This window comes from Hymenobacter montanus, from assembly GCF_014699115.1.
GTDB classification, from domain to species: Bacteria; Bacteroidota; Bacteroidia; order Cytophagales; family Hymenobacteraceae; genus Hymenobacter; species Hymenobacter montanus.
In genome coordinates this window covers 87,599-111,439 of record NZ_JACXAD010000013.1, presented here as the reverse complement: position 1 = coordinate 111,439, position 23,841 = coordinate 87,599, and the positions used below count along the sequence as shown (strand labels likewise).

Genomic DNA, 23,841 nt, shown 5'->3' with positions numbered 1-23,841 from the left:
TTGTTCTAGCAAACAAGAGTGGACAGCCAACCAACTAACAACTTGCAACCGACAACTATCATACTATCATGGAACCCCCCATCCTGCGCCGTCTGCGCGACCTGACCGACTTTGAAGTGGCCGACGACAACCCCGACGTGCGTGGTTGGGTGGTGCGCGGCGGCGATGGACGCGCGCTGGGCGTGGTGCATGAGCTGATCGTTGAGCCCGCTGCGCTGAAAGTACGCTACCTCGATGTGGAACTGGACAGTCTTTTTCACATCAATGAACACGAGAACCACATCTTGCTGCCCATCGGGGTGGCCTCGCTCGACACCGAGGGCGACAATGTGTTCGTTCCCGCCCTCAGTGCCGAGTCGGTGCTGAACTACCCGCCTTACCGGGAAATCCACATTACCCGGGAGTACGAAACGGCCATGATGCGGGCGCTGGGCCTGGAACCCGTGCCCGACGGCGACTTTTACGGTAGCTCAGCTCACGACGCAAGCGCCTTTTATCGTCGCCGTCGGGGCCTTTGAGGCCGCTCGTGAGCCTCCGGCCTGCCGGGTAAATTAGTTACGCCGGATCATAGCGGCCACGGCCTCGACCCACTGCGGCTCCGAGTTGAGCGAGGGCACCAACTGCCAGTGCTCGCCGCCCGCTTCTTCAAACATCTCCTTGAATTCCTCTCCGACCTCAATGGTAGTTTCAAGGCAGTCGGCGACGAAGGCCGGGCTGAACGCCAGCACGTTTTTAATGCCCTTGGCGGGAAAGTCCTTCAGCAGGATGTCAGTATAAGGCTTTAGCCACGGGTCGCGGCCGAGGCGGCTTTGGAAGGAAACGGTGTATTGGTCGGGCGAGAGGCCCAGGCCGGCGGCCACGCGGCGCGAGGTGTCGAAGCACTGGGCCCGGTAGCAGTAGCGATTTTTCTCGTTCAGCGTGTCGCAGCAGCTCCCAAACTGGCAATAATTGTGGTAGCTGCCCTTCGTGATGTGTCGCTCCGGAATACCGTGGTAGCTGAATACGACGTGGTCGTACTGGTGCCGGGCCATTTCCCGCTGGCCCAGCGCCACGATGGTAGCAATAAAGCCGGGGTCGTCGGAGAAGGCGCTGATGAAGCTGATGCTGGGTACTATCCACCACTTGCTCACAATCTGCATCACTTTCTCCTGTACCGAGCCGGTGCTGGCCGCCGCGTACTGCGGAAACAGGGGCAGCACAATAATCCGGTCTACGGCGGCTTCGCGCAGCTCCTCCAGGGCCTTGGCGATGCTCGGGTTCTGGTAGCGCATCCCGAACGCCACCACGTACTCCGGGCCCAGCGCGGCTTGCACCTTCTGCTGTAAGTCGAGCCCGTGGAAGAGCAGGGGCGACCCCCGCTCAGTCCAGAGTTGCTGGTAGATTTTGGCCGATTTCGGCGCCCGCAACGGCACTACGATGCCCTGAAATAGCGGGTAATGCACTACGGCGGGCAGGTTGTCAATTACCCGGACATCGGTAAGAAACTCGTTGAGGTAGCGGCGCACATCGCCGGTCTGGGGGGAATCCGGCGTACCAAGGTTGACCAGGAGCACGCCGATGCGGCGGGCAGAAGTGGCGGGAGTGGGAGAATTCATTGGAGCAAAGGTCCGAAGCAACAAATCAAATTAGAAAGCAAGCACGAGAAGCATCCGGGCCGCACCCAGCCGGCTGGGGTGGGTTTGCATGCTCCCATGCTCCGAAGGCGCGGTCATGTAGTAAAAGACGGGAGCTTACCAAACCGGTGCATCCCCGCTTGGTTTGGCGGGCAGGAGCTACTCGTGGCCTGCTGTTGTCAGCACTGGTCCCAACATTGTGCCGGGTGCAGTCGTTTTTCGGCTGGCTCTGCGGGGTTGATTTCCGTGAGCAGAACATACCCTATGAGCGAAAGCGGGAGTATTCCCGCGCCGCCGCGCACCGAGCCAGTTTACAGCAGGGCTAGCTTTTGCCGGGCAAAAGCCGTACCTTTGCGGCCCTGATTATCAAACCCATCCATCGTGCACCCCGAAACTAAACCCCACCGTGCCGGCTTCGTGAGCATCATTGGCAAGCCCAACGTGGGCAAGTCTACGCTGATGAACGCGCTGGTGGGCGAGCGGCTCAGCATCGTCACCAGCAAGGCCCAAACCACTCGCCACCGCATCCTGGGCATTCTCAATGGTGAGGATTTTCAGCTGATTTATTCCGATACGCCGGGCATCATTCAGCCCAAGTATGAGTTGCACAACGCCATGATGTCGTTCGTGTACTCCTCACTGGAAGATGCCGACGTCATTTTGTTTGTCACGGATATCTACGAGAAGCACGACGAAGAGCCCGTAGTCGAGCGGCTGCGGAAGATGGTGGATACGCCCATTATTCTCCTGGTTAATAAAATCGACCAGGCCGATCAGGCGGAAGTGGAGGCCAAGCTAGCCTATTGGAAAGAGCAACTGCCCAACGCCACCGAGGTGTTGCCCATCTCGGCTCTCAACGCTTTCGGTACCGAGCGGGTACTCGAAATGGTGCTCGAACGCCTGCCCATCCACCCCGAATACTACCCAAAAGACGAGCTGACGGACAAGCCTGAGCGGTTCTTCGCCGCGGAGATGGTGCGCGAAAAAATCTTCAAGCTCTACAAGAAGGAGATTCCTTACAGCTGCGAAGTCGTTGTCGAAGAATTCAAGGAAGAGGAAACCATTATCCGGATCCGCGGCATTATCTACGTGGAGCGCAGCAGCCAGAAGGGCATCATCATCGGCCAGGGCGGCGAGGCGTTGAAGAAAGTCGGCACCTGGGCGCGCGAGGAAATGGAGAAATTCTTCCTCAAAAAAGTGTTCCTGGAGCTGCACGTGAAGGTGAACGAAAACTGGCGCACCGACCCGAAAGCGCTAAGCCGCTTCGGTTACCAGTAAAAGACTCCCATGCCTCAGCGGCGCGGCTGCCGGATGAGCACGATAGTCTCTCTCAATCAAAAAAATCCGACCATTTTACACGAACACCCCCGGGCACTGCCGAATCGAGGTCGGGTCGGCGGCTGGGGCCTCATACTATGTCAAAGCAAAACACCATCGCCATCGTGGGGCGGCCCAATGTGGGTAAATCCACCCTTTTCAACCGCCTCGTGGGCCAGCGGAAGGCCATCATGGACAACGAGAGCGGCGTTACCCGCGACCGCCACTACGGCTACGGCGACTGGATTGGCAAGAACTTCACCGTCATCGACACGGGAGGCTACGTGCACAATTCGGAAGATATTTTCGAGGGCGAAATCAACAAGCAGGTAAAGCTGGCCATCGAGGAGGCCGACGTTGTCCTGTTCATGGTCGACGCCGAAGCCGGCGTGCACGGCCTCGACGAGGAGTTTGCGGCCGTGCTGCGCCGCTACCTGGGTAAAAAGCCCATCTATCTGGTAGCCAACAAGGCCGATACCAACTTACGTGCCCACGGTGCCGGCGAATTCTACTCGCTGGGCCTGGGCGACGGCGAGATATTCGCCATCAGCAGTCAGAATGGCCACGGCACCGGCGAGTTGCTCGATGCCGTGGTGAGCCACTTCGACGAGCCCGGCGTTGAGGAGCCGGAGTCGGAGATTCCGCGCATTGCTGTGGTGGGGCGCCCCAACGTGGGCAAGTCCAGCCTCGTGAACCTGCTGCTGGGCGAGGAGCGGAGCATTGTGACCGACATTGCCGGTACCACGCGCGATTCCATCTCGGCGCGCTACAACGCGTTCGGCAAGGAGTTCATCCTGGTCGACACCGCCGGCCTGCGCCGCAAGGCCAAGGTAACCGAGGATATTGAGTTCTACGCCAACATGCGCAGCCTGCGGTCCCTGGAGGAGTGCGACGTGTGCATCGTGATGCTCGACGCCAGCCGCGGCATTGAGGCCCAGGACGTGAACATCATCACCTTGGCCGACAAAAACCGCAAGGGCATCGTCATCCTGGTGAACAAGTGGGATTTAGTGGAGGACAAGCAGACCAACACCGCCAAGGAGTTCGAGGCGAAAATCATGGAAAAGATTGCGCCCATCGCCTACCCACCCATAATTTTTATTTCGGTACTGAACAAGCAGCGCGTACACAAAGCCATCGAAACGGCCATCGAGGTGTATGCCAACAAGCGCCGGAAAATTCCGACCTCGCAGCTGAACGATGTAATGCTGAAGGAGATTGAAAGCTACGGCCCGCCCGCGGTAAAAGGCAAAATGGTGCGCATCAAGTACGTTACCCAACTGCCCACCCACAACCCCGTGTTTGCCTTCTTCTGCAACCTGCCGCAGTACGTGAAGGAGAACTACACCCGTTACCTCGAAAACCGGATGCGGCAGCATTTCGACTTTAAAGGGGTACCCATTGGCATTATCTTCCGCAAGAAGTAACCGTTTGGTGGATGGACGCGGAAAGTGGCGGGCGGCCGAAATTATTTATTAATCTGCGAATTGGTGGGTTACCTTTTAAAACCTCGGGTATAAAGCCCCAAACTTGAGGCATTGCCCCAGGCAAAGGCTTGAAAATTAACCTGATTATTTCCGTACCCCTAACCAAAACTCCCAGATGAAAAAAGTATTGTTCCTCGCCCTGGCTGCTGCTTCCTTCTCGTTCACCGCTTGCGAAAGCAAAAAAGAAGAAGCTACCGAGAAAGCTGCCGAAAACGTAGAAGCCACCGGCGAAATGAAAGCTGACGCCATGGAAGAGAAGGCTGACTCTGTCCGCAACTCGGCCGATGCTAAGGCCGACAAGATGGAAGAGAGCGCCGACAAGATGGCCCCCGCCACCGAAGCTCCCGCTGCTGACGCTAAGAAGTAATTCACAGCCTAACGCCTAAAAAAGGCCCCACCATTGCTGGTGGGGCCTTTTTTTGTTATGATGGATAACTATGGTTTACTGGCTAAGCACCCAGCCGGCGGGTCAGTAAGCCGTCTACCACTTCGAACAGGCGCCGGGGCTCGTACGTCCGCCACGGCAGGTCGTCAAGCTGGCCACCAAAGTTGACGTAGTTGTCGACGTTGTACTGGTGCATTTCGCGCTGCACGTGCTCCTGAAAGTTCAGGCCGGCAATCCAGCCCTCCTCCACATCCTCGTACCATTCCTCATAATAAGAATCGTCGGACCCGTGGAAGTTGAACACGTTTTCGCCCACTAAAATGAACTTCCGAATGCCCTCGTGCAGCAGGACGTCCACGATGTTGCGCTTGAGCTCCATGATGTCGTTCTCGATGGCATCGTTCCACTCGCCGATAAACTCGAGTACGGCAATCCCATCTTCGTAATCCGCGAACAGGATTTTAAAAAACAGGGTATCTGAGCCCAGGCTGTCCCACTGCGGGTGGATGTAGTAGCCGTAAATAGTATTGGTGTAGGCTTCGAGGCTGTTCTCGGCCTCGAACAGCGGCGACCGAGGGTCTTCGGAAGCTGAATACTGGTCGATCCAGTTATAGTGGGGCTCGATGGTATGCATAATGGGGAAGCAACGGAAATAGGCGATTCTGAAAACGCGCCTACGCCCATTTCGTTCAAGGCGGGGTAGAATTTATTGGTTACGAAATCGTATTCAATTGATTTGCTTCGGCCAATAGCCGCTGGAGCACTGCCGACGTATCGTTGCGGCGCCACACCATAAATACCGGCGAAGCGTGGGGCAGCTCAATAAACCGTAGGCCTCGCAGCGGGCTGCTGGCGTAGGACATGGGCAGTACCGAAAGGCCCAGGCCCGCGGCCACTAAATTGAGAATAGTAGCCCCAAAATCGGACGTGATGGTAAGGCGTGGCTGGTAGCCGTACTGCTCAAAAAGGTGGCGTAATTCCTGGATGTAGGGCACATCGGTGGTCAGGGAGGGTAGCACGAAAGGTTCGTCGCGCACATCGGCCAGGGAGCCAAATGTTTCGGCTCGTATCGGATGGGAGTCGGGCAGTACCAAGGCCAAAGGCTCCGAAAAAACGGCGGTTGAGCAGAGTGCCGCATTACGCGCTGGCGCCCGCCAAAACCCCACATCTACCTGATAGGTTAGCAGTCGTTGCTCCGGGTCGAAAGCCATCGTTTCAATCAGCTCGGTTTGCACGAGCGGGTGCCGGGTAGCGAAGCTTGCCAGCAGGCGGGGTAGCCATGCATACGCGGCCGAGCCGCTGTGACCAATGCGCAGGCTACCGATTTCGCCAGTACTCAGCTGTCGGGCATGGCGGTGGACGGCTTCCAGCTCGTCCAGCAGCCGCTGCCACTCAGTCCGCAGCAGTTGGCCGGCGGCTGTGAGGCGAACATTGCGCTGGTTGCGCTCAAAAAGCTGGAATCCTAACTCGTTTTCCAAGCTTTTGATGTGGCGGCTCAACGCTGACTGGGTGATGCTAAGGTCTTCAGCTGTTTGCCAGAAGTGCAGCTTATCGGCCAGTCGCAGGAAGTAACGGAGTTGATGTAAGTGCATTGATGCAAAAAGCGAGTTGATTGCTGCGAAAGTAGCATTTACCAGCATCAATTAGCCCGGTACTTTTGCCTGTGCTCCAGATAGCGAGCATGCGTTAATCTATGCCAATAGGCTGTGGCTCTGATCGCGCGGGCGGCGTTGCAATAGTGGCAATTATTTAGTATCATCTTCACCGAACAAGCCATGTCTTCATTCCCCATCATTCGCCATGCTACCACTGCCGACCTGCCGGCCATCCTCGCGCTCATCGGCCGGGCAGTGCCGCTGATGCGAGCCAGTGGCAACTATCAGTGGGCGCCAGATTACCCGAATGAGCAGGTGTTTCGCCAGGATATTGCCCGGCAGCACCTCTGGGTAGCAGAGTTGGCCGGGGCCGTAGCCGCAGTGGCCGCGCTCACGCACAACGACCAGGACCCCGAGTACGCCCAGGCCAACTGGGACCCTACTGAGCCAGCACTCGTCACGCACCGACTCGCGGTAGACCCCGCTACCCAGGGTCACGGACTGGCCACGGCTCTGCTCAAGCAGGCCGAAATACTGGCTGCTGAACAGGGACTTAAATCGTTACGGGTTGATACCAATTCGGAGAACCTGGCTACCCAGCAGCTCTTTCCGAAGCTGGGCTACCGGTTCGCGGGTGAAATTAATCTAGCTATCCGGCCGGGCCTACGCTTTTTCTGCTACGAGAAGCGACTGAAATAAACTGGGCTAAGTGCCATCTGCGCAAAGGGATTGCTGGCCTTTTACTTCAGCTGGCGCCACGGCTGCCCAAGGCCGCCCGGACGCTACCGTACTGCTGCAGCAGCTGCGCGGCTTCGGATTCTTCTATGCCGAGCTCGTCCATCAGCATCCGTTCGCCGCGCTCCACCAACTTTACGTTGGAAAGCTTCATGTCTACCATCTTATTACCCCGCACGTAGCCCAGGCGGATAAACGTGGCCGTAGTCAGCATGTTGAGCACCATCTTCTGCGCCGAGCCGGCCTTGAGGCGGGTGCTGCCGGTTAGAAACTCGGGCCCGGTCACCACTTCTATCGGAAACTCGGCGGCGGCCGCCACCGCCGAGCCCGCGTTGCATACCACGCAGCCGGTGGCCACGCCCGCGGCCCGGGCCTGCCGGAGTCCGCCAACTACGTAGGGCGTGCGGCCCGAAGCGGCAATGCCCACCAGCACATCCTGCGCGTTTATTTCGTAGGCCTGTAAATCTTTCCAGGCTTGTTCGGCATCATCCTCGGCTCCTTCCACCGCTACCCGAATGGCCGAATCGCCGCCGGCCATGATGCCCACCACCATTTCGGCTGGTACACCGAAGGTGGGCGGACATTCCGAGGCATCAACTACCCCCAGCCGCCCACTGGTGCCCGCCCCGATGTAGAAAAGTCGCCCACCGCCCCGCAGGCGCGCTACAATCACTTCGACAAGCCGCTCAATTTGCGGCAGGGCCTTCGCCACCGTTTGGGGCACCGTGTGGTCGAGTTGGTTCATGCCCGCCAATAATTCGGCGGTGGGAAGGGTTTCGAGGTCCTGGTACTCGGAGGGAGATTCAGTGGTCATGGGTTGTAAGGCGGGCCGGGGCTTGTTCGATAAAGAATGAGACAAAGCTATTAGCGAACCAGCTAAAGCATACATTACCCCAACTGGCCAATCACCGGGAAATTATCGAACACGTTGGCCGTGTGCGGGGCATCCTGATCCAGCTCCGCCGTCAGGTCCTGGCCGGCCCAGTGCTCGTAGTGATTGCCACGCCGCCACAAGCGCGAGCGGCTCACATCGTAAATAGTGCCCTGGTATGCCACCCAGATTTCGGGACGGTCCTGGCCATTGCGCAGCGCCAGTTGGTTTTTGGTATACGTGGTCAGTTGCTCGCGGGAAGGTTCTGTCATTTCTTTTAGCCGGATGAACACCCTAACAACTAGCCGCTAGCTCAGCAGGGCCTGTAAACGAATCCAGCGCTGGGGCAAATCGCCCTGCGAGGCATTCAGGTAGTCTTCGTAGGTGCAGGGAATCACCCGTTTCACGGCATTGTCGCCCAGGCGTTCCACTTCCATCCACCATTTGTCGGCGCGGCGCGACTTATAAAATACCAGCTTGTCGGGGTTACCCGGCAGCACCACCGTGTAAGTAAGGAAGCGAAACGTGCCAAACCCCGTTTCGGGCCGGCGGTGGTAAAACCCTTCCACAAAATACCAAAGCATCGTGGCCAGGGTAGCGGCCGCCAGGCCGTTAGGGTCCTGGTCGGCGCGGTAGCCGTAGAGCCCAAACGAGCTAAGCTGTTCGTTGTGGCCGGCGTACCAGCAAAGCTGGGTGGCTTCTTCGTTGCCCAGGCCGAAGGGGTTGGCGGGGGAGTAGCCCGGCGCATCCTGCCAGCGCAGGGCGGCAATGTCGATGCTCACAAAGTCGGCTTGCCGCAGCAGCGGCTCGGCCTGACGCCGGTCGGCGCGCACCTCGCCCACGCTCATGGTTTCGAAATGCATCTTTTCGAGGGCGACCAGTATCTCCGGCGGCACGAGATATTGCTGGTGGGCCAGGTGGGCCAGGCTGAAGACGAAGTTCGGCTCGTGCACCAGTAGGCGGCGCAGGTGGCTTTCTTCGGCGGGGGTGCCGGGGCCGGGCTCGGCCATGTCGGGGCGGGAGTCTACTACGGCAAAGTTGATGGGGCGCTCCTGCGACTCGTAAGCCAGAAACTGGCCATAGTCGAGGTCGTGGCTGCCACCCAGCAGCACGGGCACGGTGTTTTCTTCCAGCAAAGCCCCGATGATTTCCCGCAGGCGCTGGTAGGTATCCTCCAAGGTTAAGCCCGGCCGCAGGTTACCCAAGTCGACCAGTCGCAAGGTGCCGGTGCCTTTTTGCAATTGGTAGAAGCGCTGGCGCACTTCGTTGGCGCCGTGCCACCCCGCCGCTGGCGGGCCGGCGGCGCTGCCCCGCCACTCGTCCAGCCCAATGAGCGCAAGGTCGGCGGTGCGCCAGTCCGGAAATATTTCGGTGAAGCGAGTAGCGTAAGCGGCGAGCGTGCTGGGCGCGGGCCCGACATCGGTCAGCGTTTCCGGCAGAGGATCAAAAAACAGGGCCAGGTTCATTGGTGGCGGAAAGGGCCAAAATTACGCAGCAAAAGTCCGCATTTTTGCCCTTTCTGAGGGTTTTAACTGCTGATTTAGTTTTTGCCGATGATAAGACCTTGCGGTTGGGCTTACTCGCGTGCGGCCCAGCCCAGAAAAAAAACCTTTATTTAAGGTGAATTTTACGCGTTACGCTTTACCCGACCCCCACCCATGGACGTTCGTCGCTCTTTCGATATCCTACCCCATCAACTAGCCACCTTGCCCAATAATGATGCATTGGCCGCCAAAGTCGACGGCCAGTGGGTCCTCACCAGCACGCAGCAGGTGCAAGACGAGGTTAACCTCGTCAGCCTGGGCCTGGCAGCTCTGGGTCTGAAGCACGGCGACAAAGTAGCCATCATCAGCATGAACCGCCCCGAGTGGATGCTGGCTGATTTTGGCATTGCCCAAATCGGCGCGGTGAGCGTACCCATGTACCCCAGCATCACGGTTGAAGACTATAAATACATTTTTGCCGATGCCGGCGTGCGCGCCGTATTCGTGGCCGACCGGAAGCTCTTCGATAAAGTAAAAGAAGCCACTATCGGCCTGGCCATTCCCGCCGAGAACGTCTTCACTTTCGATAAAATTGAGGGGGCCCGGCATTTCAGCGAGCTGCTGGAGCTGGGTAGAAAAGGCCGCCTCGCCGATTTGGAGCCCCTGAAAGCCGCCGTGCAGCCCGACGACCTGCTCACGCTCATCTACACCAGCGGCACCACGGGCAGCCCCAAAGGCGTCATGCTCACCCACGACAATATTCTGAGCAACTGCCGCAACTCGCAGCGCTACGTGCCGGTCAGCCAGAGCGACAAAGCGTTAAGCTTTCTGCCGCTCTGCCACATCTTCGAGCGGATGGTGACCTACCTCTACATGATAAATGGCGTGAGCATCTATTACGCCGAGAACATGGAAGTCATCGCCGACAACCTGCGTGAGGTTAAGCCGCAGATCTTCACTACCGTACCGCGCCTGCTGGAGAAGGTATACGATAAAATCGTCGCCAAGGGCCATGAGCAGGAGGGCATTAAGAAGAGCTTGTTCTTCTGGGCCTTAGATCTGGGTTTGAAGTTCGATACCCAGAAGGATCAGGGTTTTCTGTACAACACCCAGTTGGCCCTGGCCAACAAAATCATTTTCAACAAGTGGCGCGAGGCCCTGGGCGGCAACCTGCGCTGCATCGTCTCGGGTGGGGGCGCCCTGCAGCCGCGCCTGGCCCGGGTATTCTGGGCCGCCGGCATCCGCGTAATGGAGGGCTACGGCCTGACGGAAACCTCGCCCGTAATTGCCGTAGGAGGATTCGAGCCGGAAAACAACCTGATTGGCACGGTAGGACCGATTATCAATAATGTGGAAGTGAAAATTGCTCCCGATGGCGAGATTCTAACCAAGTCAGCTTGCGTGATGAAGGGCTACTACAACAAGCCCGACCTGACGGCGGAGGTGTTTGACGAGGAAGGCTGGTTCCACACCGGCGACATTGGCGAGCTGGTGAATGGCCGGTTTCTCAAGATTACCGACCGCAAAAAGGAAATGTTCAAGACTTCGGGCGGCAAGTACATCGCGCCGCAAGTCATCGAGGGCAAGCTGAAAGAAGACCCCCTGATCGAGCAGGCCATGGTAGTGGGCGCCGACCAGAAGTTCCCGTCGGCCTTGGTAGTGCCTTCGTTCTCCGACCTGAAAGGCTGGTGCAAGCGCAATGGCGTACCCGATGCGCCCAATGAAGAACTCGTTAAAAACGAGAAAATCGTGGCGCTCTACGAGGGCTTAGTAAAGCAGTACAACCAAAGCTTTGCCCAGTGGGAGCAGGTGAAGCGCATCGTCCTGCTGCCTGAGCTTTGGACCGTAGAGAGCGGTGAGATGACCCCCACGATGAAAGTGAAGCGCAAAGTCATCACCGAGAAGAACAAGCAGCTTATAGAAGAACTGTATGCGCACGCTGAAAAGCGCTAGCTTGAGAAAAATCAAGAAAGTTTTATACTAAATCATGATTGATTGAGTGTTTTTCTATCGTAGCTTTGCTGCGTTCACTTTTCTCCGCATTATTTAGTATGAAGCTTTCATACCCTAAAAAACTGTCTCGGTACGCCTGCGTCGTACTCAGTACTGCGTTGTTGCTTGCCGGATGCAAAGGCAAAGACGGAGACCCGGGCCCGGCAGGACCATCAGGCACAGGCCTCTCGGGCAACATCACTGGCTTTGTCAATTCGGTTGATGAGAATGGCGTTCAATTGTCCAAAACGGGTGTTCTAGTGACTCTGGACGGGGTGACTCCGGCAATTACTGCCACCAGCGACGCCGATGGCCGATTCACGCTAAGCAACGTACGCGCCGGCACCTATAACATCGTTTATTCACGTGCGGGCTACGGTACGTTCCGGCGCATAGGAGTAGGGCACGTGGGTGGCGACCAAGCTACCTTTCTGGGCACAAGCACCATGTCGCAAGTTTCTACCCAGACAATAACCAGCTTAACTAATGGTTCGTCTAACATGATTACAGTGTACCTGAACTTGACCGTCGCCAGCCCTGTTCCGACCAATACCTTTCGGGTTGCTTTTTTCGCCAGCGCGTCGCCCAACCCCACCCCGGCTACCGGCATCCTAATCAGCACCAGTACCATTGGCTCGGGTGGAACGTTCGCTACTTATTATTCAACCACAGTCGGTATCAATCGCTTTTCGTTAACTAACGCTGGCTTTGCTTCAGGCACTACGGTTTATCTGGCAGCGTTTGGAGCCACCAGCGTTTTCCCCTCTTACTTAGATCCAGCCACTGGGCGCGCAGTATACCCAACGTTCAGCACAACGTCCTCGCCGGGAATCGCAGTGCAGTTGTGATTCCGTAACTATACAGGTTTTGTTTCAAACAAGGCCCTGCGCCGTAGCGCGGGGCCTTGTTTATTTACATTCAACTGTTATGCAAGCCTAATAAAATATTCGTAAGTTTACCGCACTTTCAGCCCTATTCATGAAGCCCGAAGAAACCGTCGACTACAACATCAAAGTGGCCTGGCACGCCATTTCCCGGATGTATAACACCCAGGCGGCCCAAAACGACATCACGACCAGCATTGGCTTTGTCTTGTTGAACATCGACCAGGAGAAAGGCACGCCCGCCACCAAAATAGCGCCTCTCCTGGGCCTGGAAACCCGCAGCCTGACCCGCATCCTGCGGAGCATGGAGGAAAAAGGCTTGATCTACAAGCAGGCCGACTCGGTGGATAAACGCTCGGTTCGCATTTTTCTGACCCCCCTCGGGCTCGAGAAAAAGGAAATCTCCCGCCAGACGGTGCGCCACTTTAACCTGAAAATGCGCGAGAAAATACCTCAGAGCCAGCTCGACGTGTTTTTCAAGGTGGCTGCCCAGATTACGGGCATGATAGAGGGCAAAACCCTGTTCGAGGATTTTGTGCTGAAGCCTTTACGGCAGGAGTCGTCCACTACCTAACCCGGCGGCTCGGGCCTTTTGTTACACTTTACTTTTCCACCTCATCACCCCCACCAGAGGATGAATAGAACCATCAAGAAAGTTGCCGTGCTGGGTTCCGGCGTCATGGGCTCGCGGATTGCCTGTCACTTCGCCAACATTGGCGTGCCGGTGCTGCTCCTCGACATTGCGCCCAAGGAACTGCTGCCCGACGAAGAAAAAAAGGGCCTGCAGCTAGATGCTCCCGCCGTGCGCAACCGCATTGTCAATGCCGCGCTGCAAGCGGCCATTGCTGCCAATCCGTCGCCGCTCTACCGCAAGGCCGACGCCAGCCGCATCAAAACCGGCAACTTCGACGACAACCTCAAGGATATTGCCGGCTGCGACTGGACGATTGAGGTTGTGGTGGAGCGGCTCGACATTAAAAAAGGCCTGTTTGAGCGCGTAGAGCAGTTTCGCAAGCCCGGGACCCTCATCAGCAGCAACACCAGCGGCATTCCGATTCACTTGATGACGGAAGGCCGCTCCGACGATTTCAAGAAGCACTTCTGCGGCACGCACTTCTTCAACCCGCCCCGCTACCTGAAGCTGCTGGAAATTATTCCGACCCCGGATACCGACCCGAAAATTGTTGATTTCCTGTTGCACTACGGCGACCTGTACCTGGGCAAAACCACGGTGCTCGCCAAGGATACCCCGGCATTCATCGCCAACCGGGTGGGCGTGTTCGCCATCATGGACGTGCTGCGCATCATGCAGGAGTTGGGCCTGACGGTGGAAGAAGTAGATAAGCTCACCGGCCCGGTAATTGGCCACGCCAAGTCGGCCACCTTCCGCACTTCCGACGTGGTGGGCCTGGATACGCTCATGAACGTAGCCAACGGCCTGGCCCAGGGCCTGCCAAACGACGAGGCCAAAGACGTGTTTCAACTGCCCGAGTTCCTCCGGAAAATGGGTGAGAACAAGTGGCTGGGCGATAAAACCGGCCAGGGCTTCTACAAGAAAGTAAAGGGCGAAGGCGGCAAGTCCGAAATCCAGGCCCTGGACCTGAACACGCTGGAGTACAAGCCCAGCGCGAAAGTGAAGTTCGCCACCCTGGAGCTGACCAAAACCATGGAGACGCTGGCCCCCCGCTTCGCGGTGCTGGTGAGTGGCAAAGACAAAGCCGCCGAGTTTTACCGCAAGAGCTTCGGGAGCCTGTTTGCCTACGTTACGAACCGCATCCCTGAAATTACTGACGCCCTGTATAAGATTGACGATGCGTTGCGGGCCGGCTTCGGCTGGGAAATGGGCCCCTTCGAAACCTGGGACGCCCTGGGCGTGCAAAAAGGCCTCGAGCTAATGCAGGCCGAAGGCCGACCGCCGGCCGCTTGGGTGACGGAGATGCTAGCCGCCGGCCATACTTCGTTCTATAAAGTGAACGAGGCCGGCGTGAAGGAGTACTACGACGTTGAGACCAAGCAGTATCAGCCCATCCGGGGGGTGGAGAGCTTTATTATTCTCGACAACTTGCGAACCACCGGCAAGGTGCTGTGGAAGAACGCCGGCGCTTCCGTAATCGACTTGGGCGACGGTATCCTGAACGTCGAGTTTCATTCGAAGATGAACTCGCTCGGGCAGGACGTAATTCAGGGCCTACTGAAGGGCGTGGAGATGGCCGAAGCCAGCTACCGCGGCCTGGTGATTGGCAACGACGCGCCCAACTTCTCGGCCGGGGCCAACCTGGGCCTGGTGTACATGCAGGCGGTGGAGCAGGAGTTCGACGAGCTGAACCTGATGATTGCCCAGTTCCAGAACGCGATGATGCGGATGCGCTACAGCAGCATTCCGGTGGTGGGTGCTCCGCACGGCCTGGCGCTGGGCGGTGGCTGCGAAATCAACCTGCACTGCGACCGGGTGGTAGCGGCGGCCGAAACGTACATGGGCCTGGTAGAGTTTGGCGTCGGCCTGATTCCGGCCGGGGGCGGCACTAAGGAAATGACCTTGCGCACGGCAGCCAAGTACGAGGAAGGCGAGCCCGAGCTGAACCTAATTCGCAACACGTACATGACCATCAGCACCGCTAAAGTCTCGACGTCGGCCGCGGAGGCCTTCGACCTGGGCTTCATGCGCCGGGGCGACGAAATCGTGGTGAACAGCAACCGCGTGATTGCCGCCGCCAAAGCCGCGGCTCTCGACCTGGCCAATGCTGGCTACACCCAGCCAACGCCGAAAACCAACATCAAGGTGCACGGCCGCGGCGCCCTGGCCATGTTTAAAACGGGGGTGTACGCCATGCAGCAAGGCCATTACATCTCCACCCACGACCAGCTTATTGCCGACAAGCTGGCCTACGTAATGTGCGGCGGCGACCTTTCGGCGCCCACCGAAGTAAGCGAGCAGTACCTGCTGGACCTGGAGCGCGAGGCCTTCCTCAGCCTGTGTGGCGAGCGCAAGACGCTGGAGCGCATTCAGTCGATTCTCACGACGGGCAAGCCGCTGCGGAACTAGAACTTAGAGCGTAGAACTCAGAGCTTAGATGGTTTCTGAATTTTCGTTCTACTCCCTAAGCTGTACGGTTTTCAGAAAAGCCTTCAACCTTAAACTCACAGCGAAAGAACTCTAAGTTCTACGCGCTAATATCTAAGCTCTAAAAAATGCAGACAGCATATATCGTAGCCGGTTACCGCACCGCAGTGGGCAAAGCGCCCCGCGGCGGCTTCCGCTTCACCCGTCCCGACGATTTGGCGGCGACGGTTATCAAGCATCTGGTGGCCTCGGTACCGGCCCTGGATCCGACTCGTATCGACGACGTACTCGTGGGCAATGCTGTGCCCGAAGCCGAGCAGGGGCTGCAAATGGGCCGGCTTATTTCGCTGCTGGCCCTGCCCATCAACGTGCCGGGCCTCATCGTGAACCGCTACTGCGGCTCCGGCGTGGAAACCATTGCGATGGCGGTGGGCAAAATCACCGCCGGCATGGCCGACTGCATCATCGCGGGCGGCACCGAAAGCATGAGCATGGTGCCCACCGTGGGCTGGAAAACTGTGCCCAACTACAACCTGGCCGTGAAGCATCCCGATTACTACATGGGTATGGGCCTCACCGCCGAAGCTGTGGCCGTAGACTACAAAATCAGCCGGCAGGACCAGGACGAGTTCTCTTACCGCTCGCACCAGAAAGCCATTAAGGCCATCCAGGGCGGCAAGTTTCAGAAGAGTATCGTGCCCGTAACGGTGGAGGAAACCTACGTAGACCAAGCCACCGACAAAAAGAAAACCCGTTCCTACGTGGTGGACACCGACGAAGGCCCCCGCGCTGATACCTCGGTGGAAGCCTTGGGCAAACTGCGCCCCGTGTTTGCCGCCAATGGCACCGTCACGGCCGGCAACTCCTCGCAAACGTCCGATGGCGCCGCCTTCGTACTGGTAATGTCGGAGCGTATGGTGAAGGAGTTGAACCTCGAACCCATTGCCCGCATGGTGAACTACGCCTCCGAAGGCGTCGACCCGCGCATCATGGGCATGGGGCCCATCAAAGCCGTACCGAAAGCCCTCAAGCAAGCTGGCTTAAAGCTGGACGACATCGACCTGATTGAGCTGAACGAAGCCTTCGCCTCACAGTCGCTGGCCGTCGTGCGGGAATTGGGTATCGACCCCGAGAAGCTGAACGTGAACGGCGGCGCCATTGCCCTCGGCCACCCGCTGGGCTGCTCCGGCGCCAAACTGAGCATCCAGCTGTTCGACGAGCTGCGCGAGCGCGGCAAGAAGTATGGCATGGTAACAGCCTGCGTGGGCGGCGGCCAAGGCGTGGCCGGCATCTACGAGCTACTGAAGTAACCCTGAAATGGTCGGACGTGGTCGGACGAATCGCCCGCAGGGCTTCGTCCGACCACTGTCTCGCTGAGGGATTTCAAACACTGACTGATGAGGCTGCTATTCAGTGTACCCCTCCTGCTGACAGTACTTTCATCGAGCGCCAGAGCTCAGCGAAATCCACTATCACAGACCCAAAGTCCGCTTGCGAAAGCGCTCGAAACCAATCGTGTATACACTTGCGTGGAGCAAATGCCGGAGCTGCCTGGTGGTGGAGGTAATGCTGCTTTAGTAGCGGCAATTAACAAGAGATTGAACGTGCCTCATCTCAAGCCGCAACCTGATTGGCCCCGGACAGTAATTTATTTCATCGTCGGGCCAAGTGGGGCAATTTACGGTGAGCAAATAATAGTCAGTAGTAGAGTGCCGGCATATGATAAAGCCCTTCTTAAAGCTGTCCGCACTCTGCCAAGACTAACCCCGGGGTACCAGAGCGGGAAGCCAGTAGCTGTCAGCTTTACAATGCCTATTCGTATTGAACTTCAATAACACGGGAGCGCTCATGAAAAAGCGACTCAGAAAGAAGCTTAGGCTGCAAGAGTTTCAGGCAAAGGGTTTTGAGGTACAGGTTGTTTTATTCGGCGGGTTGCGCAGCGACGTATTGGATGCTTATTGGCACCGGCTGACTGGCATGGTAAAAGCCAATGACCTGGAGATGTACGGGGGCCCAACCCACTTTCTTTTATGTGCTGACTCCCGCCGAACCGCTACGGAAGCCGACCGAAAAGCTGTTGAAACGTGGCTCCTCCAACAAGACGAAGTATTAATGGTGTTCGTAGACCCGCTCGTCGATCCGTGGCAAGCGTCTTGGAGCGGGTCGTACGAGTAGCATTATAGCCAAAAATACCCCGCTCAGCCGGGGTTTCTTTGCGGGAAGTAGTAGGCAAGCCTAACAAATTTTCTTATCTTGCAACACTAAACCAGCCGGCCCGTTGTTTCTGAAAATAGTAGGCTAGCCTAATAATTTTAATCTTCAATATCATTTCAACCGTCATGGAAGTAACGCAGAAAGCGCCCCTCAAGGGCGGCGAATTCATTATCAAGCCGACCGACGCGCAGGACGTCTTCACGCCGGCTGACTTTACCGAAGAGCAGAACTACATGCACCAGACCTGCCTGGACTTTGTAGCCGCCGAAGTGCAGCCGCTGCTCGAGCGCCTCGATAACCACGAAGAAGGCCTCATGCGCGGCCTGATGGAGAAAGCCGGCCAGCTGGGGCTGTTCGGCGTGAGCATTCCCGAGCAGTACGGCGGGCTGGATATGGACTTCACCACGGCCCTGCGGGTAACCGAGGGCGTAGGCGGTGGCCATTCCTTCCCGGTAGCGTTTGCCGCGCACACCGGCATTGCCATGCTGCCCATTCTGTACTTCGGCAACGAGGAGCAAAAAGCCAAATACCTGCCCGGCCTGACCAGCGGCGAGCTGATGGGGGCGTACTGCCTCACCGAGCCCGGCTCCGGCTCCGACGCCCTCGGGGCCAAAACCAAAGCCATGCCGACGGCCGATGGCAGTGGCTACGTGTTGAACGGTCAGAAAATGTGGATTACGAACGGCGGATTTGCCGACGTGTTTATCGTGTTCGCGCAGGTCGACGGCGACAAATTCACCGGCTTCATCGTCGAGAAAAACACGCCCGGCCTGAGCCTGGGCAATGAGGAGCACAAAATGGGCATCAAGGGCAGCAGCACCCGCCAGGTGTTTCTGTCGGATGTGACCGTGCCCAAGGAGAACGTGTTGGGGGAGATTGGCAAAGGCCACCTCATCGCGTTCAACGTGCTGAATATTGGGCGCATTAAGCTGGCGGCCGCTTGCCTGGGCGCCGCGAAAATGGCGGCCACATTGAGCGTGAAGTACGCCAACGAACGGGTGCAGTTCAAGCTGCCGATTGCCAAGTTCGGGGCTATCCGCCATAAGATTGCTCAGCAAGCCATTCGCCTCTACGCCGTTGAGTCGGCCATTTACCGCGCCGGCTCCGACATCTACCGCACTGAGCAGCAGCTGATGGCCGAAGGCAAAGGCGCTAACGAAGCCCTGCTTGGGGCCGCCCGCGAATTCGCGGTTGAGTGCGCCATCCTGAAAGTAGAAGGCTCCGAAGTGCTCGACTACGTAGTGGACGAGGGTGTGCAGATTTACGGTGGCTACGGCTTCTCGGCCGACTATCCCATGGACCGCGCTTACCGCGACTCCCGCATCAACCGCATCTTCGAAGGGACCAACGAAATCAACCGGCTGCTGGCCGTGGATATGATTTTGAAGAAAGGCCTCAAGGGTGAGATTGACCTGATGGGCCCCGCCCAGGCCGTGCAGCAGGAGCTGATGAGTATTCCCAGCCTGAGCCAGGATGAAGAAACCGGCTTGTTCAGCAAGGAGTTCAAGACCATTGCTAATCTGAAGAAAGCCATTCTGATGGTCGCTGGTACGGCTGTGCAGAAGTACGCCGCCACGCTCGCCAAGGAGCAGGAGTTGCTCATGAACATCGCCGACATGGCCATCAAAGTCTACACGGCTGAGAGCACCCTGCTCCGCGTGGAGAAGGAAGCGGCCACGAAGGGGGCCGACGCCCTGGCAGTGCAGGCCGATATCGCCCGCGTGTACCTCGCCGATACAGTTGATACGGTGGAGAAAGCCGGTAAAGACGCCATTGGTAGCATGGCCGAAGGTGATGAGCAGCGCCTGCTGGCCATGGGCCTCAAGCGCTTCACCAAAGCCGAGCTACTGAACGTGCGCGACGCCCGTCGTCGGATCGCCGCCGTGGTAATCGAGGCCAACGAATACCCATTCTAAGGCATTCGTCTGAACATAAAAAAGGGCCGCTCCCACGTCGGGAGCGGCCCTTTTGCGCATAACTACCTTACTTCACCACAATCTTCTCCAGCTGTAAAGTAGCGGACTTCTTGTTCGGCCGACTTACGCCCACGATGGTTTTCTCGCCGAGCCAGGCCGTGAAGTCCTTTACGTAAGCGAGTTGCTGGTCATCGGCTACGTTCAGCTTCAGACGCTCGGGGGCGGTCACCACCCCGGTTTGGCAGTTAATGCGGCGCAGGTAGAGGTCCGATTTTTTATCGATGGTTTCCAGCGTAACCATCTGGACCGTGTTACCAAACACCGCCGTCCGGAAGCCAATGCCGGTGTAAGCATCTACGGCCGGAGCCGTTTGGTTTTTAGCCACGATGCTGTGCCACGTGGGCATCCCATACTCATTGTAACCGAACACGTGCAGCTCCTGGGCGTGCACCGGGGCCTCGCCGCTGCCGGTTTCAAAATGCTTTTCCGCGATTACAATCAGTTGTTTTTCGGCGGTGAGCAGCAGCTCCGACAGGTACACGTCTTCCAGGCGCTTTACGTCCACCCCGTTGGCTTTGCCCACTTCGGCCAGGTAGGCGGGGGTGAAGCGGAACTCCGGCGAAAATTTCATGTCGCCGGTGCCAGCAAAATCGTATTTCACCACTTTGAGGCTATAGTACTCGCCGGTTTTGTAGTCGGCGCACAAAGCGGCCGCGTACAGGCTGCCATCGCCCAGCACTACGAATTTGGCATCCCGGATGGTGATAGCTTTGCCCGCAAAGGTGCCGCCAACCGGAACGCCCATCACCTTAACGTCGGCCGATTTGCTAGCCGGATAGCGGCGCACGGTCAACTTTTTCATTCCTTCGCTAATCAAGGTAACGTACTGGGTGCCGTCGTTGGCCACGTGCACGCCCGGCGAGAAAAAGTCGCCCTGGTCCCGAAAATCGTACGTTTTCTGCTCTACCTGGGCTAGGCTTTGGTCAAACAGGGTAGCGGCAATGCTTTTTACTTGCTGCTCGCGGGTAAGGTAGCGGAAGGCCAGCACCCGCGTGCCGTCGGGCGAAATGGATACCCCTGGTCGCCGGTCCCGGGCAGGCGCGGTTATGAGTAGCTTGACGGGTCCTTTTTGGCCGCTTTGCAGGTTTACGGGCACCACGGTTAGGTTCTGGCTACTCGCGTCCTTATTGTGCAAAACCACCAGCGCCTGCTGCGGGCTGCGTCCGAAAGCTTCCAGCGTCTCGCCCGGGCCTACCGGAATGGTGGTGCTCCATAGCTTTTTCAGGTTCGTATCGTAGCGTTCTACCGCATAGCCCCCCACGCTTTGGTGCGCCAGAATCACGAAGCCCGAGCCATCGGGCAGGGACAAGGTTTTATTGGGCACCCGCATGTCGTAACGGTCGTCCCCCTGCTCGGGTAGGTAGTTGAAGGGGGCTGCTTTTATCTTTTGGGCAATAGCTGAGGAGGTGTTAGCTAGTGAGGCCCAGCCCAGTATCCCAATAAGCACTGCTCGCTGTAGCATGAAGTATGACGCGTTTAAACCACGGATAAATTGATTTTGACTACTCTATAAGGTACGCAAAATTACTCCTTTTACTCCCTGGATATTGTATATGTATACCCTTTTAAACCAGGGGAGGCTAATTAGATCATAAAAAGGTGTTTTAAGCATAACCCATCCGCAGGCAATTCCGTACAGCGGGCTCGTTTACTTAGTGCCGACTCAAAGAACCTAACTTAAGGATCGCCTTAACACCTTTAGATTTAAGAAATCCAACGAGTTACAAGCCTGATTGGACGTGTCTGGTTAGCGTTCCGGCCAGCTTGTTTTAGTGAAGCCTTCTTTGGTCGTAGTTTTGCGCCCGCGATATCTATTATTTACTATGAAGTCTCTGCTTAAGTTTACTTTGTTATTCGCCCTTATCATTAGTGGTAAACTATCTAAACCGTCCAATCCGATTACTATAGTGCAGAATGTTGAAGCCACTACAGTTCCCGACAGCTCGGTAGTATGGGTTCATCAAGTGCTTACTCCTGAACCGACCAAGCCGACTCAGGCGCCGGTCCGGGCGCAACAGAGTGGCAGCACGCTCCTTACTGAGCTGTTTTAGCCGGAGAATCATCCAACCTAGGGCGAAGGGTTTCGCACCATTCGGTGAGTCCATCATTGTTAGCTGATCCGGCTCCAGTTTACGGCCGTGGCGGGCAAACTTTCGATGTGGCGCCGGATATTCCCATTTTCCGGCTGCACCAAATTGGGGTCGGCCACTAGTAGCGCCTGAGCTGCGGCCCGGCTTTCCGACAGAATGCGGCCATCTTTGGCCAGGTCGGCAATCAGCAAGTCGAGCACGCCGCTCTGCTGGGTACCCATTAGGTCGCCGGGGCCGCGCAGCTTCAAGTCGATGTCCGCGATTTCGAAACCATTGTTGGTTCGAACCATGGTTTCGAGTCGGGTGCGTGCGTCCTTGCTCAGCTTGAAGCCGGTCATCAGAATGCAGTAGCTCTGGTCGGCACCCCGGCCCACTCGCCCCCGCAACTGGTGCAGCTGCGAGAGGCCAAACCGTTCGGCCGACTCAATTACCATCACCGAAGCATTGGGCACGTTCACCCCCACTTCAATCACTGTAGTTGCGACCATAATCTGGGTTTCCCGCTTGATGAAGCGCTGCATCTCGTATTCCTTCTCTTCCGCCTTCATGCGCCCGTGTACGATGCTGATCTGGAACTCGGGGAAGGCCCGGGCTACGCTTTCGTAGCCATCGGTTAGGTCCTTATAGTCCATTGTTTCCGACTCTTCGATCAATGGATACACAATGTACACCTGCCGGCCCAGCTTTACTTGGTCACGAATGAACTCGAACACTTTCAGGCGGTTGGCATCGTAGCGATGCACCGTCACGATGGGTTTGCGGCCCGCGGGCAGCTCGTCGATTACGCTCACGTCGAGGTCGCCGTACAGGGTCATGGCCAGAGTCCGCGGAATGGGCGTGGCCGTCATTACCAACACGTGCGGAATAATGTGGGGGTTCTTCTGCCACAGTTTCGAGCGCTGCGCCACCCCGAAACGGTGCTGCTCGTCCATGATGGTCAGCCCAAGGTTGCGGAATTGAACCACGTCTTCGAGCAGGGCATGAGTGCCCACCAGCATGTGCATGGTGCCGTTGCGCAGGGCCTCGTGGAGCACGCGCCGCTCGGCCGTGCGGGTGCTGCCGGTGAGCTTGCCGATGTGAATGCCCAGCGCGTCGGCGTATACTTTCAAGCCCGCATAGTGCTGGTCGGCCAGGATTTCAGTCGGGGCCATGATGCAGCTTTGCGCGCCGTTGTCGGCCGCCATCAGCATGGCGATGAAGGCTACGATGGTTTTGCCCGAGCCCACGTCGCCCTGCAAAAGCCGGTTCATCTGCCGGCCCGTGCAAAAATCCTTATAGATGTCGTGAATGACCCGCTTCTGGGCGCCGGTGAGGTCGAACGTGAGATGATTTTTGTAGAAATCGACCAGCGTGGGCACTTGGTTAAAGATTTGCCCGGCCAGGGTCACTTTCCGTTGGTCGCGCTGCCGCAGCAGCTTGAGCTGTACGTAAAACAGCTCCTCAAACTTCAGCCGGAACCTGGCGGCGGTGAGCAGCTCCGGGCTCTGCGGAAAATGAATCTGCTGGAGCGCCTGCGCCTTGCTCATCAGCCCGTACTGCTCAATAAGGGCGGGCGAGAGCGACTCGACCACGTGCGACTGGGCCAGCTTTAACAATTCGGCCACCATGCGCATAATCGCCTTGCTATCGATGCGGTGGTAGTTCTTAAGCTTTTCCGACGTGTTGTAGACGGGCTGCAGAAAGCTTTGCCCAGGCTTGCGCTCACTCACCTCTTCCAGCTCCGGATGGGCCATCTGTGGTCGACCATTGAACATGGTAGGCTTGCCGAAGACGATATATTCCTGGTTGTTTTTAGTGTACTGCTGCACCCACTTTACCCCTTTAAACCACACCAGGTCCAGCTCGCCGGTGCCGTCGCCCAGCTTGGCTACCAGGCGCTGTTTGGGTCCCTCCCCAATCAGCTCCTTGCCCCGCAGCATACCCTTCACTTGCACATAAGGCAAGTCCTCGTGCAGATCGGCTACGTTGTATACCTGCGTCCGGTCGAGGTAGCGGAAGGGGTAGCGCTGAATGAGGTCCCCGTAGGTGAAAAGACCGAGCTCTTTGCCCAGCAGTTGCGCCCGTTGGGTGCTCCCCACCGTCCGCAGAAACTCGAGTCGGGTATTGAAAAAGCTCATCTACTATGGAAATTTATCAG

General features: G+C 57.4%; 21 protein-coding genes. 13 read left to right on the top strand and 8 right to left on the bottom strand.

All coding sequences use genetic code 11. From position 1 onward, the window contains the following. The first annotated feature begins 68 nt into the window (after positions 1-68). Positions 69-518 carry a PRC-barrel domain-containing protein gene (locus IC235_RS12950; protein WP_191005604.1) on the top strand — a complete coding sequence of 150 codons (450 nt, stop codon included), beginning with the start codon at positions 69-71 and terminating at the stop codon, positions 516-518. Between the two features lie 33 nt (positions 519-551). On the opposite strand, the gene hemH is transcribed toward IC235_RS12950, so the two are convergent. Further along, a complete protein-coding gene (gene hemH, locus IC235_RS12945; RefSeq protein WP_191005603.1) occupies positions 552-1,595 on the bottom strand; it encodes a ferrochelatase in 1,044 nt (347 codons plus the stop codon). A 399-nt stretch (positions 1,596-1,994) separates the two neighbouring features. Between hemH and era the strand changes: the two genes are divergently transcribed. From era to IC235_RS12930, 3 genes are all read left to right on the top strand, one after another. Next, positions 1,995-2,891: a GTPase Era gene (gene era, locus IC235_RS12940; protein ID WP_191005602.1), complete on the top strand. Its 897-nt coding sequence runs from the start codon at positions 1,995-1,997 to the stop codon at positions 2,889-2,891. A 137-nt stretch (positions 2,892-3,028) separates the two neighbouring features. Next, positions 3,029-4,357 (top strand): ribosome biogenesis GTPase Der, encoded by a 1,329-nt coding sequence (gene der / locus IC235_RS12935; protein ID WP_191005601.1) that lies wholly within the window; start codon positions 3,029-3,031, stop codon positions 4,355-4,357. 175 nt (positions 4,358-4,532) lie between these two features. Beyond that, positions 4,533-4,784 (top strand): hypothetical protein, encoded by a 252-nt coding sequence (locus IC235_RS12930; protein WP_191005600.1) that lies wholly within the window; start codon positions 4,533-4,535, stop codon positions 4,782-4,784. An 82-nt stretch (positions 4,785-4,866) separates the two neighbouring features. Here the strand turns inward: IC235_RS12930 and IC235_RS12925 are convergent, their stop codons facing one another. Continuing rightward, positions 4,867-5,436, bottom strand: a complete 570-nt coding sequence (locus IC235_RS12925) for a hypothetical protein (RefSeq protein WP_191005599.1) — start codon at positions 5,434-5,436, stop codon at positions 4,867-4,869. A gap of 79 nt (positions 5,437-5,515) precedes the next feature. Then, the gene (locus IC235_RS12920; RefSeq protein WP_191005598.1) at positions 5,516-6,394 is read right to left on the bottom strand and encodes a LysR family transcriptional regulator; all 879 of its coding nucleotides are present in this window, start codon (positions 6,392-6,394) and stop codon (positions 5,516-5,518) included. Positions 6,395-6,577: 183 nt separating this feature from the next. On the opposite strand from IC235_RS12920, the gene IC235_RS12915 reads away from it, so the two are divergent. After that, on the top strand, positions 6,578-7,096 hold the full coding sequence (locus IC235_RS12915) for a GNAT family N-acetyltransferase (RefSeq protein ID WP_191005597.1): 519 nt from the start codon (positions 6,578-6,580) through the stop codon (positions 7,094-7,096). A 46-nt stretch (positions 7,097-7,142) separates the two neighbouring features. Here the strand turns inward: IC235_RS12915 and murQ are convergent, their stop codons facing one another. The 3 genes from murQ to IC235_RS12900 form a co-directional block, all read right to left on the bottom strand. Then, entirely contained in the window at positions 7,143-7,946 is an 804-nt protein-coding gene (gene murQ / locus IC235_RS12910) for an N-acetylmuramic acid 6-phosphate etherase (RefSeq protein ID WP_191005596.1), read from the bottom strand. A 74-nt stretch (positions 7,947-8,020) separates the two neighbouring features. Then, positions 8,021-8,275 (bottom strand): cytochrome b5 domain-containing protein, encoded by a 255-nt coding sequence (locus tag IC235_RS12905; protein ID WP_191005595.1) that lies wholly within the window; start codon positions 8,273-8,275, stop codon positions 8,021-8,023. A 36-nt stretch (positions 8,276-8,311) separates the two neighbouring features. Then, the gene (locus IC235_RS12900; RefSeq protein ID WP_191005594.1) at positions 8,312-9,469 is read right to left on the bottom strand and encodes a formimidoylglutamase; all 1,158 of its coding nucleotides are present in this window, start codon (positions 9,467-9,469) and stop codon (positions 8,312-8,314) included. A gap of 192 nt (positions 9,470-9,661) precedes the next feature. Between IC235_RS12900 and IC235_RS12895 the strand changes: the two genes are divergently transcribed. The 8 genes from IC235_RS12895 (at position 9,662) to IC235_RS12860 (ending at position 19,554) form a co-directional block, all read left to right on the top strand. Then, positions 9,662-11,440 carry an AMP-dependent synthetase/ligase gene (locus IC235_RS12895; protein WP_191005593.1) on the top strand — a complete coding sequence of 593 codons (1,779 nt, stop codon included), beginning with the start codon at positions 9,662-9,664 and terminating at the stop codon, positions 11,438-11,440. Positions 11,441-11,538: 98 nt separating this feature from the next. After that, complete coding sequence (locus IC235_RS12890; protein WP_191005592.1) at positions 11,539-12,327, top strand: carboxypeptidase-like regulatory domain-containing protein; 789 nt, start codon at positions 11,539-11,541, stop codon at positions 12,325-12,327. Between the two features lie 130 nt (positions 12,328-12,457). Continuing rightward, on the top strand, positions 12,458-12,937 hold the full coding sequence (locus tag IC235_RS12885) for a MarR family winged helix-turn-helix transcriptional regulator (protein ID WP_191005591.1): 480 nt from the start codon (positions 12,458-12,460) through the stop codon (positions 12,935-12,937). Between the two features lie 60 nt (positions 12,938-12,997). Next, a complete protein-coding gene (locus tag IC235_RS12880; RefSeq protein WP_191005590.1) occupies positions 12,998-15,406 on the top strand; it encodes a 3-hydroxyacyl-CoA dehydrogenase/enoyl-CoA hydratase family protein in 2,409 nt (802 codons plus the stop codon). A 146-nt stretch (positions 15,407-15,552) separates the two neighbouring features. Continuing rightward, complete coding sequence (locus IC235_RS12875) at positions 15,553-16,734, top strand: acetyl-CoA C-acyltransferase (RefSeq protein ID WP_191005589.1); 1,182 nt, start codon at positions 15,553-15,555, stop codon at positions 16,732-16,734. Positions 16,735-16,821: 87 nt separating this feature from the next. After that, positions 16,822-17,259, top strand: coding sequence for an energy transducer TonB (locus tag IC235_RS22840; RefSeq protein WP_191005588.1), 438 nt, complete (start codon positions 16,822-16,824; stop codon positions 17,257-17,259). A 13-nt stretch (positions 17,260-17,272) separates the two neighbouring features. Then, positions 17,273-17,599: a 50S ribosome-binding protein YggL gene (locus IC235_RS12865; RefSeq protein ID WP_191005587.1), complete on the top strand. Its 327-nt coding sequence runs from the start codon at positions 17,273-17,275 to the stop codon at positions 17,597-17,599. A gap of 164 nt (positions 17,600-17,763) precedes the next feature. Continuing rightward, on the top strand, positions 17,764-19,554 hold the full coding sequence (locus IC235_RS12860) for an acyl-CoA dehydrogenase family protein (RefSeq protein WP_191005586.1): 1,791 nt from the start codon (positions 17,764-17,766) through the stop codon (positions 19,552-19,554). Positions 19,555-19,621: 67 nt separating this feature from the next. Here IC235_RS12860 and IC235_RS12855 read toward each other — a convergent pair whose 3' ends face one another. Both IC235_RS12855 and recG read right to left on the bottom strand, forming a co-directional pair. Further along, positions 19,622-21,076 (bottom strand): hypothetical protein, encoded by a 1,455-nt coding sequence (locus IC235_RS12855; RefSeq protein WP_191005585.1) that lies wholly within the window; start codon positions 21,074-21,076, stop codon positions 19,622-19,624. Between the two features lie 648 nt (positions 21,077-21,724). Further along, positions 21,725-23,821 carry an ATP-dependent DNA helicase RecG gene (recG, locus tag IC235_RS12850; protein WP_191005584.1) on the bottom strand — a complete coding sequence of 699 codons (2,097 nt, stop codon included), beginning with the start codon at positions 23,819-23,821 and terminating at the stop codon, positions 21,725-21,727. Positions 23,822-23,841 lie beyond the last annotated feature (20 nt).

Coding starts and splice junctions, on each gene's coding strand:
- IC235_RS12950 (WP_191005604.1), top strand. CDS start 69: ATGGAACCCCCCATCCTGCGCCGTCTGCGCGACCTGACCGACTTTGAA.
- hemH (WP_191005603.1), bottom strand. CDS start 1,595: ATGAATTCTCCCACTCCCGCCACTTCTGCCCGCCGCATCGGCGTGCTC.
- der (WP_191005601.1), top strand. CDS start 3,029: ATGTCAAAGCAAAACACCATCGCCATCGTGGGGCGGCCCAATGTGGGT.
- IC235_RS12930 (WP_191005600.1), top strand. CDS start 4,533: ATGAAAAAAGTATTGTTCCTCGCCCTGGCTGCTGCTTCCTTCTCGTTC.
- IC235_RS12925 (WP_191005599.1), bottom strand. CDS start 5,436: ATGCATACCATCGAGCCCCACTATAACTGGATCGACCAGTATTCAGCT.
- IC235_RS12920 (WP_191005598.1), bottom strand. CDS start 6,394: ATGCACTTACATCAACTCCGTTACTTCCTGCGACTGGCCGATAAGCTG.
- IC235_RS12915 (WP_191005597.1), top strand. CDS start 6,578: ATGTCTTCATTCCCCATCATTCGCCATGCTACCACTGCCGACCTGCCG.
- murQ (WP_191005596.1), bottom strand. CDS start 7,946: ATGACCACTGAATCTCCCTCCGAGTACCAGGACCTCGAAACCCTTCCC.
- IC235_RS12905 (WP_191005595.1), bottom strand. CDS start 8,275: ATGACAGAACCTTCCCGCGAGCAACTGACCACGTATACCAAAAACCAA.
- IC235_RS12900 (WP_191005594.1), bottom strand. CDS start 9,469: ATGAACCTGGCCCTGTTTTTTGATCCTCTGCCGGAAACGCTGACCGAT.
- IC235_RS12895 (WP_191005593.1), top strand. CDS start 9,662: ATGGACGTTCGTCGCTCTTTCGATATCCTACCCCATCAACTAGCCACC.
- IC235_RS12890 (WP_191005592.1), top strand. CDS start 11,539: ATGAAGCTTTCATACCCTAAAAAACTGTCTCGGTACGCCTGCGTCGTA.
- IC235_RS12885 (WP_191005591.1), top strand. CDS start 12,458: ATGAAGCCCGAAGAAACCGTCGACTACAACATCAAAGTGGCCTGGCAC.
- IC235_RS12880 (WP_191005590.1), top strand. CDS start 12,998: ATGAATAGAACCATCAAGAAAGTTGCCGTGCTGGGTTCCGGCGTCATG.
- IC235_RS12875 (WP_191005589.1), top strand. CDS start 15,553: ATGCAGACAGCATATATCGTAGCCGGTTACCGCACCGCAGTGGGCAAA.
- IC235_RS22840 (WP_191005588.1), top strand. CDS start 16,822: ATGAGGCTGCTATTCAGTGTACCCCTCCTGCTGACAGTACTTTCATCG.
- IC235_RS12865 (WP_191005587.1), top strand. CDS start 17,273: ATGAAAAAGCGACTCAGAAAGAAGCTTAGGCTGCAAGAGTTTCAGGCA.
- IC235_RS12860 (WP_191005586.1), top strand. CDS start 17,764: ATGGAAGTAACGCAGAAAGCGCCCCTCAAGGGCGGCGAATTCATTATC.
- IC235_RS12855 (WP_191005585.1), bottom strand. CDS start 21,076: ATGCTACAGCGAGCAGTGCTTATTGGGATACTGGGCTGGGCCTCACTA.
- recG (WP_191005584.1), bottom strand. CDS start 23,821: ATGAGCTTTTTCAATACCCGACTCGAGTTTCTGCGGACGGTGGGGAGC.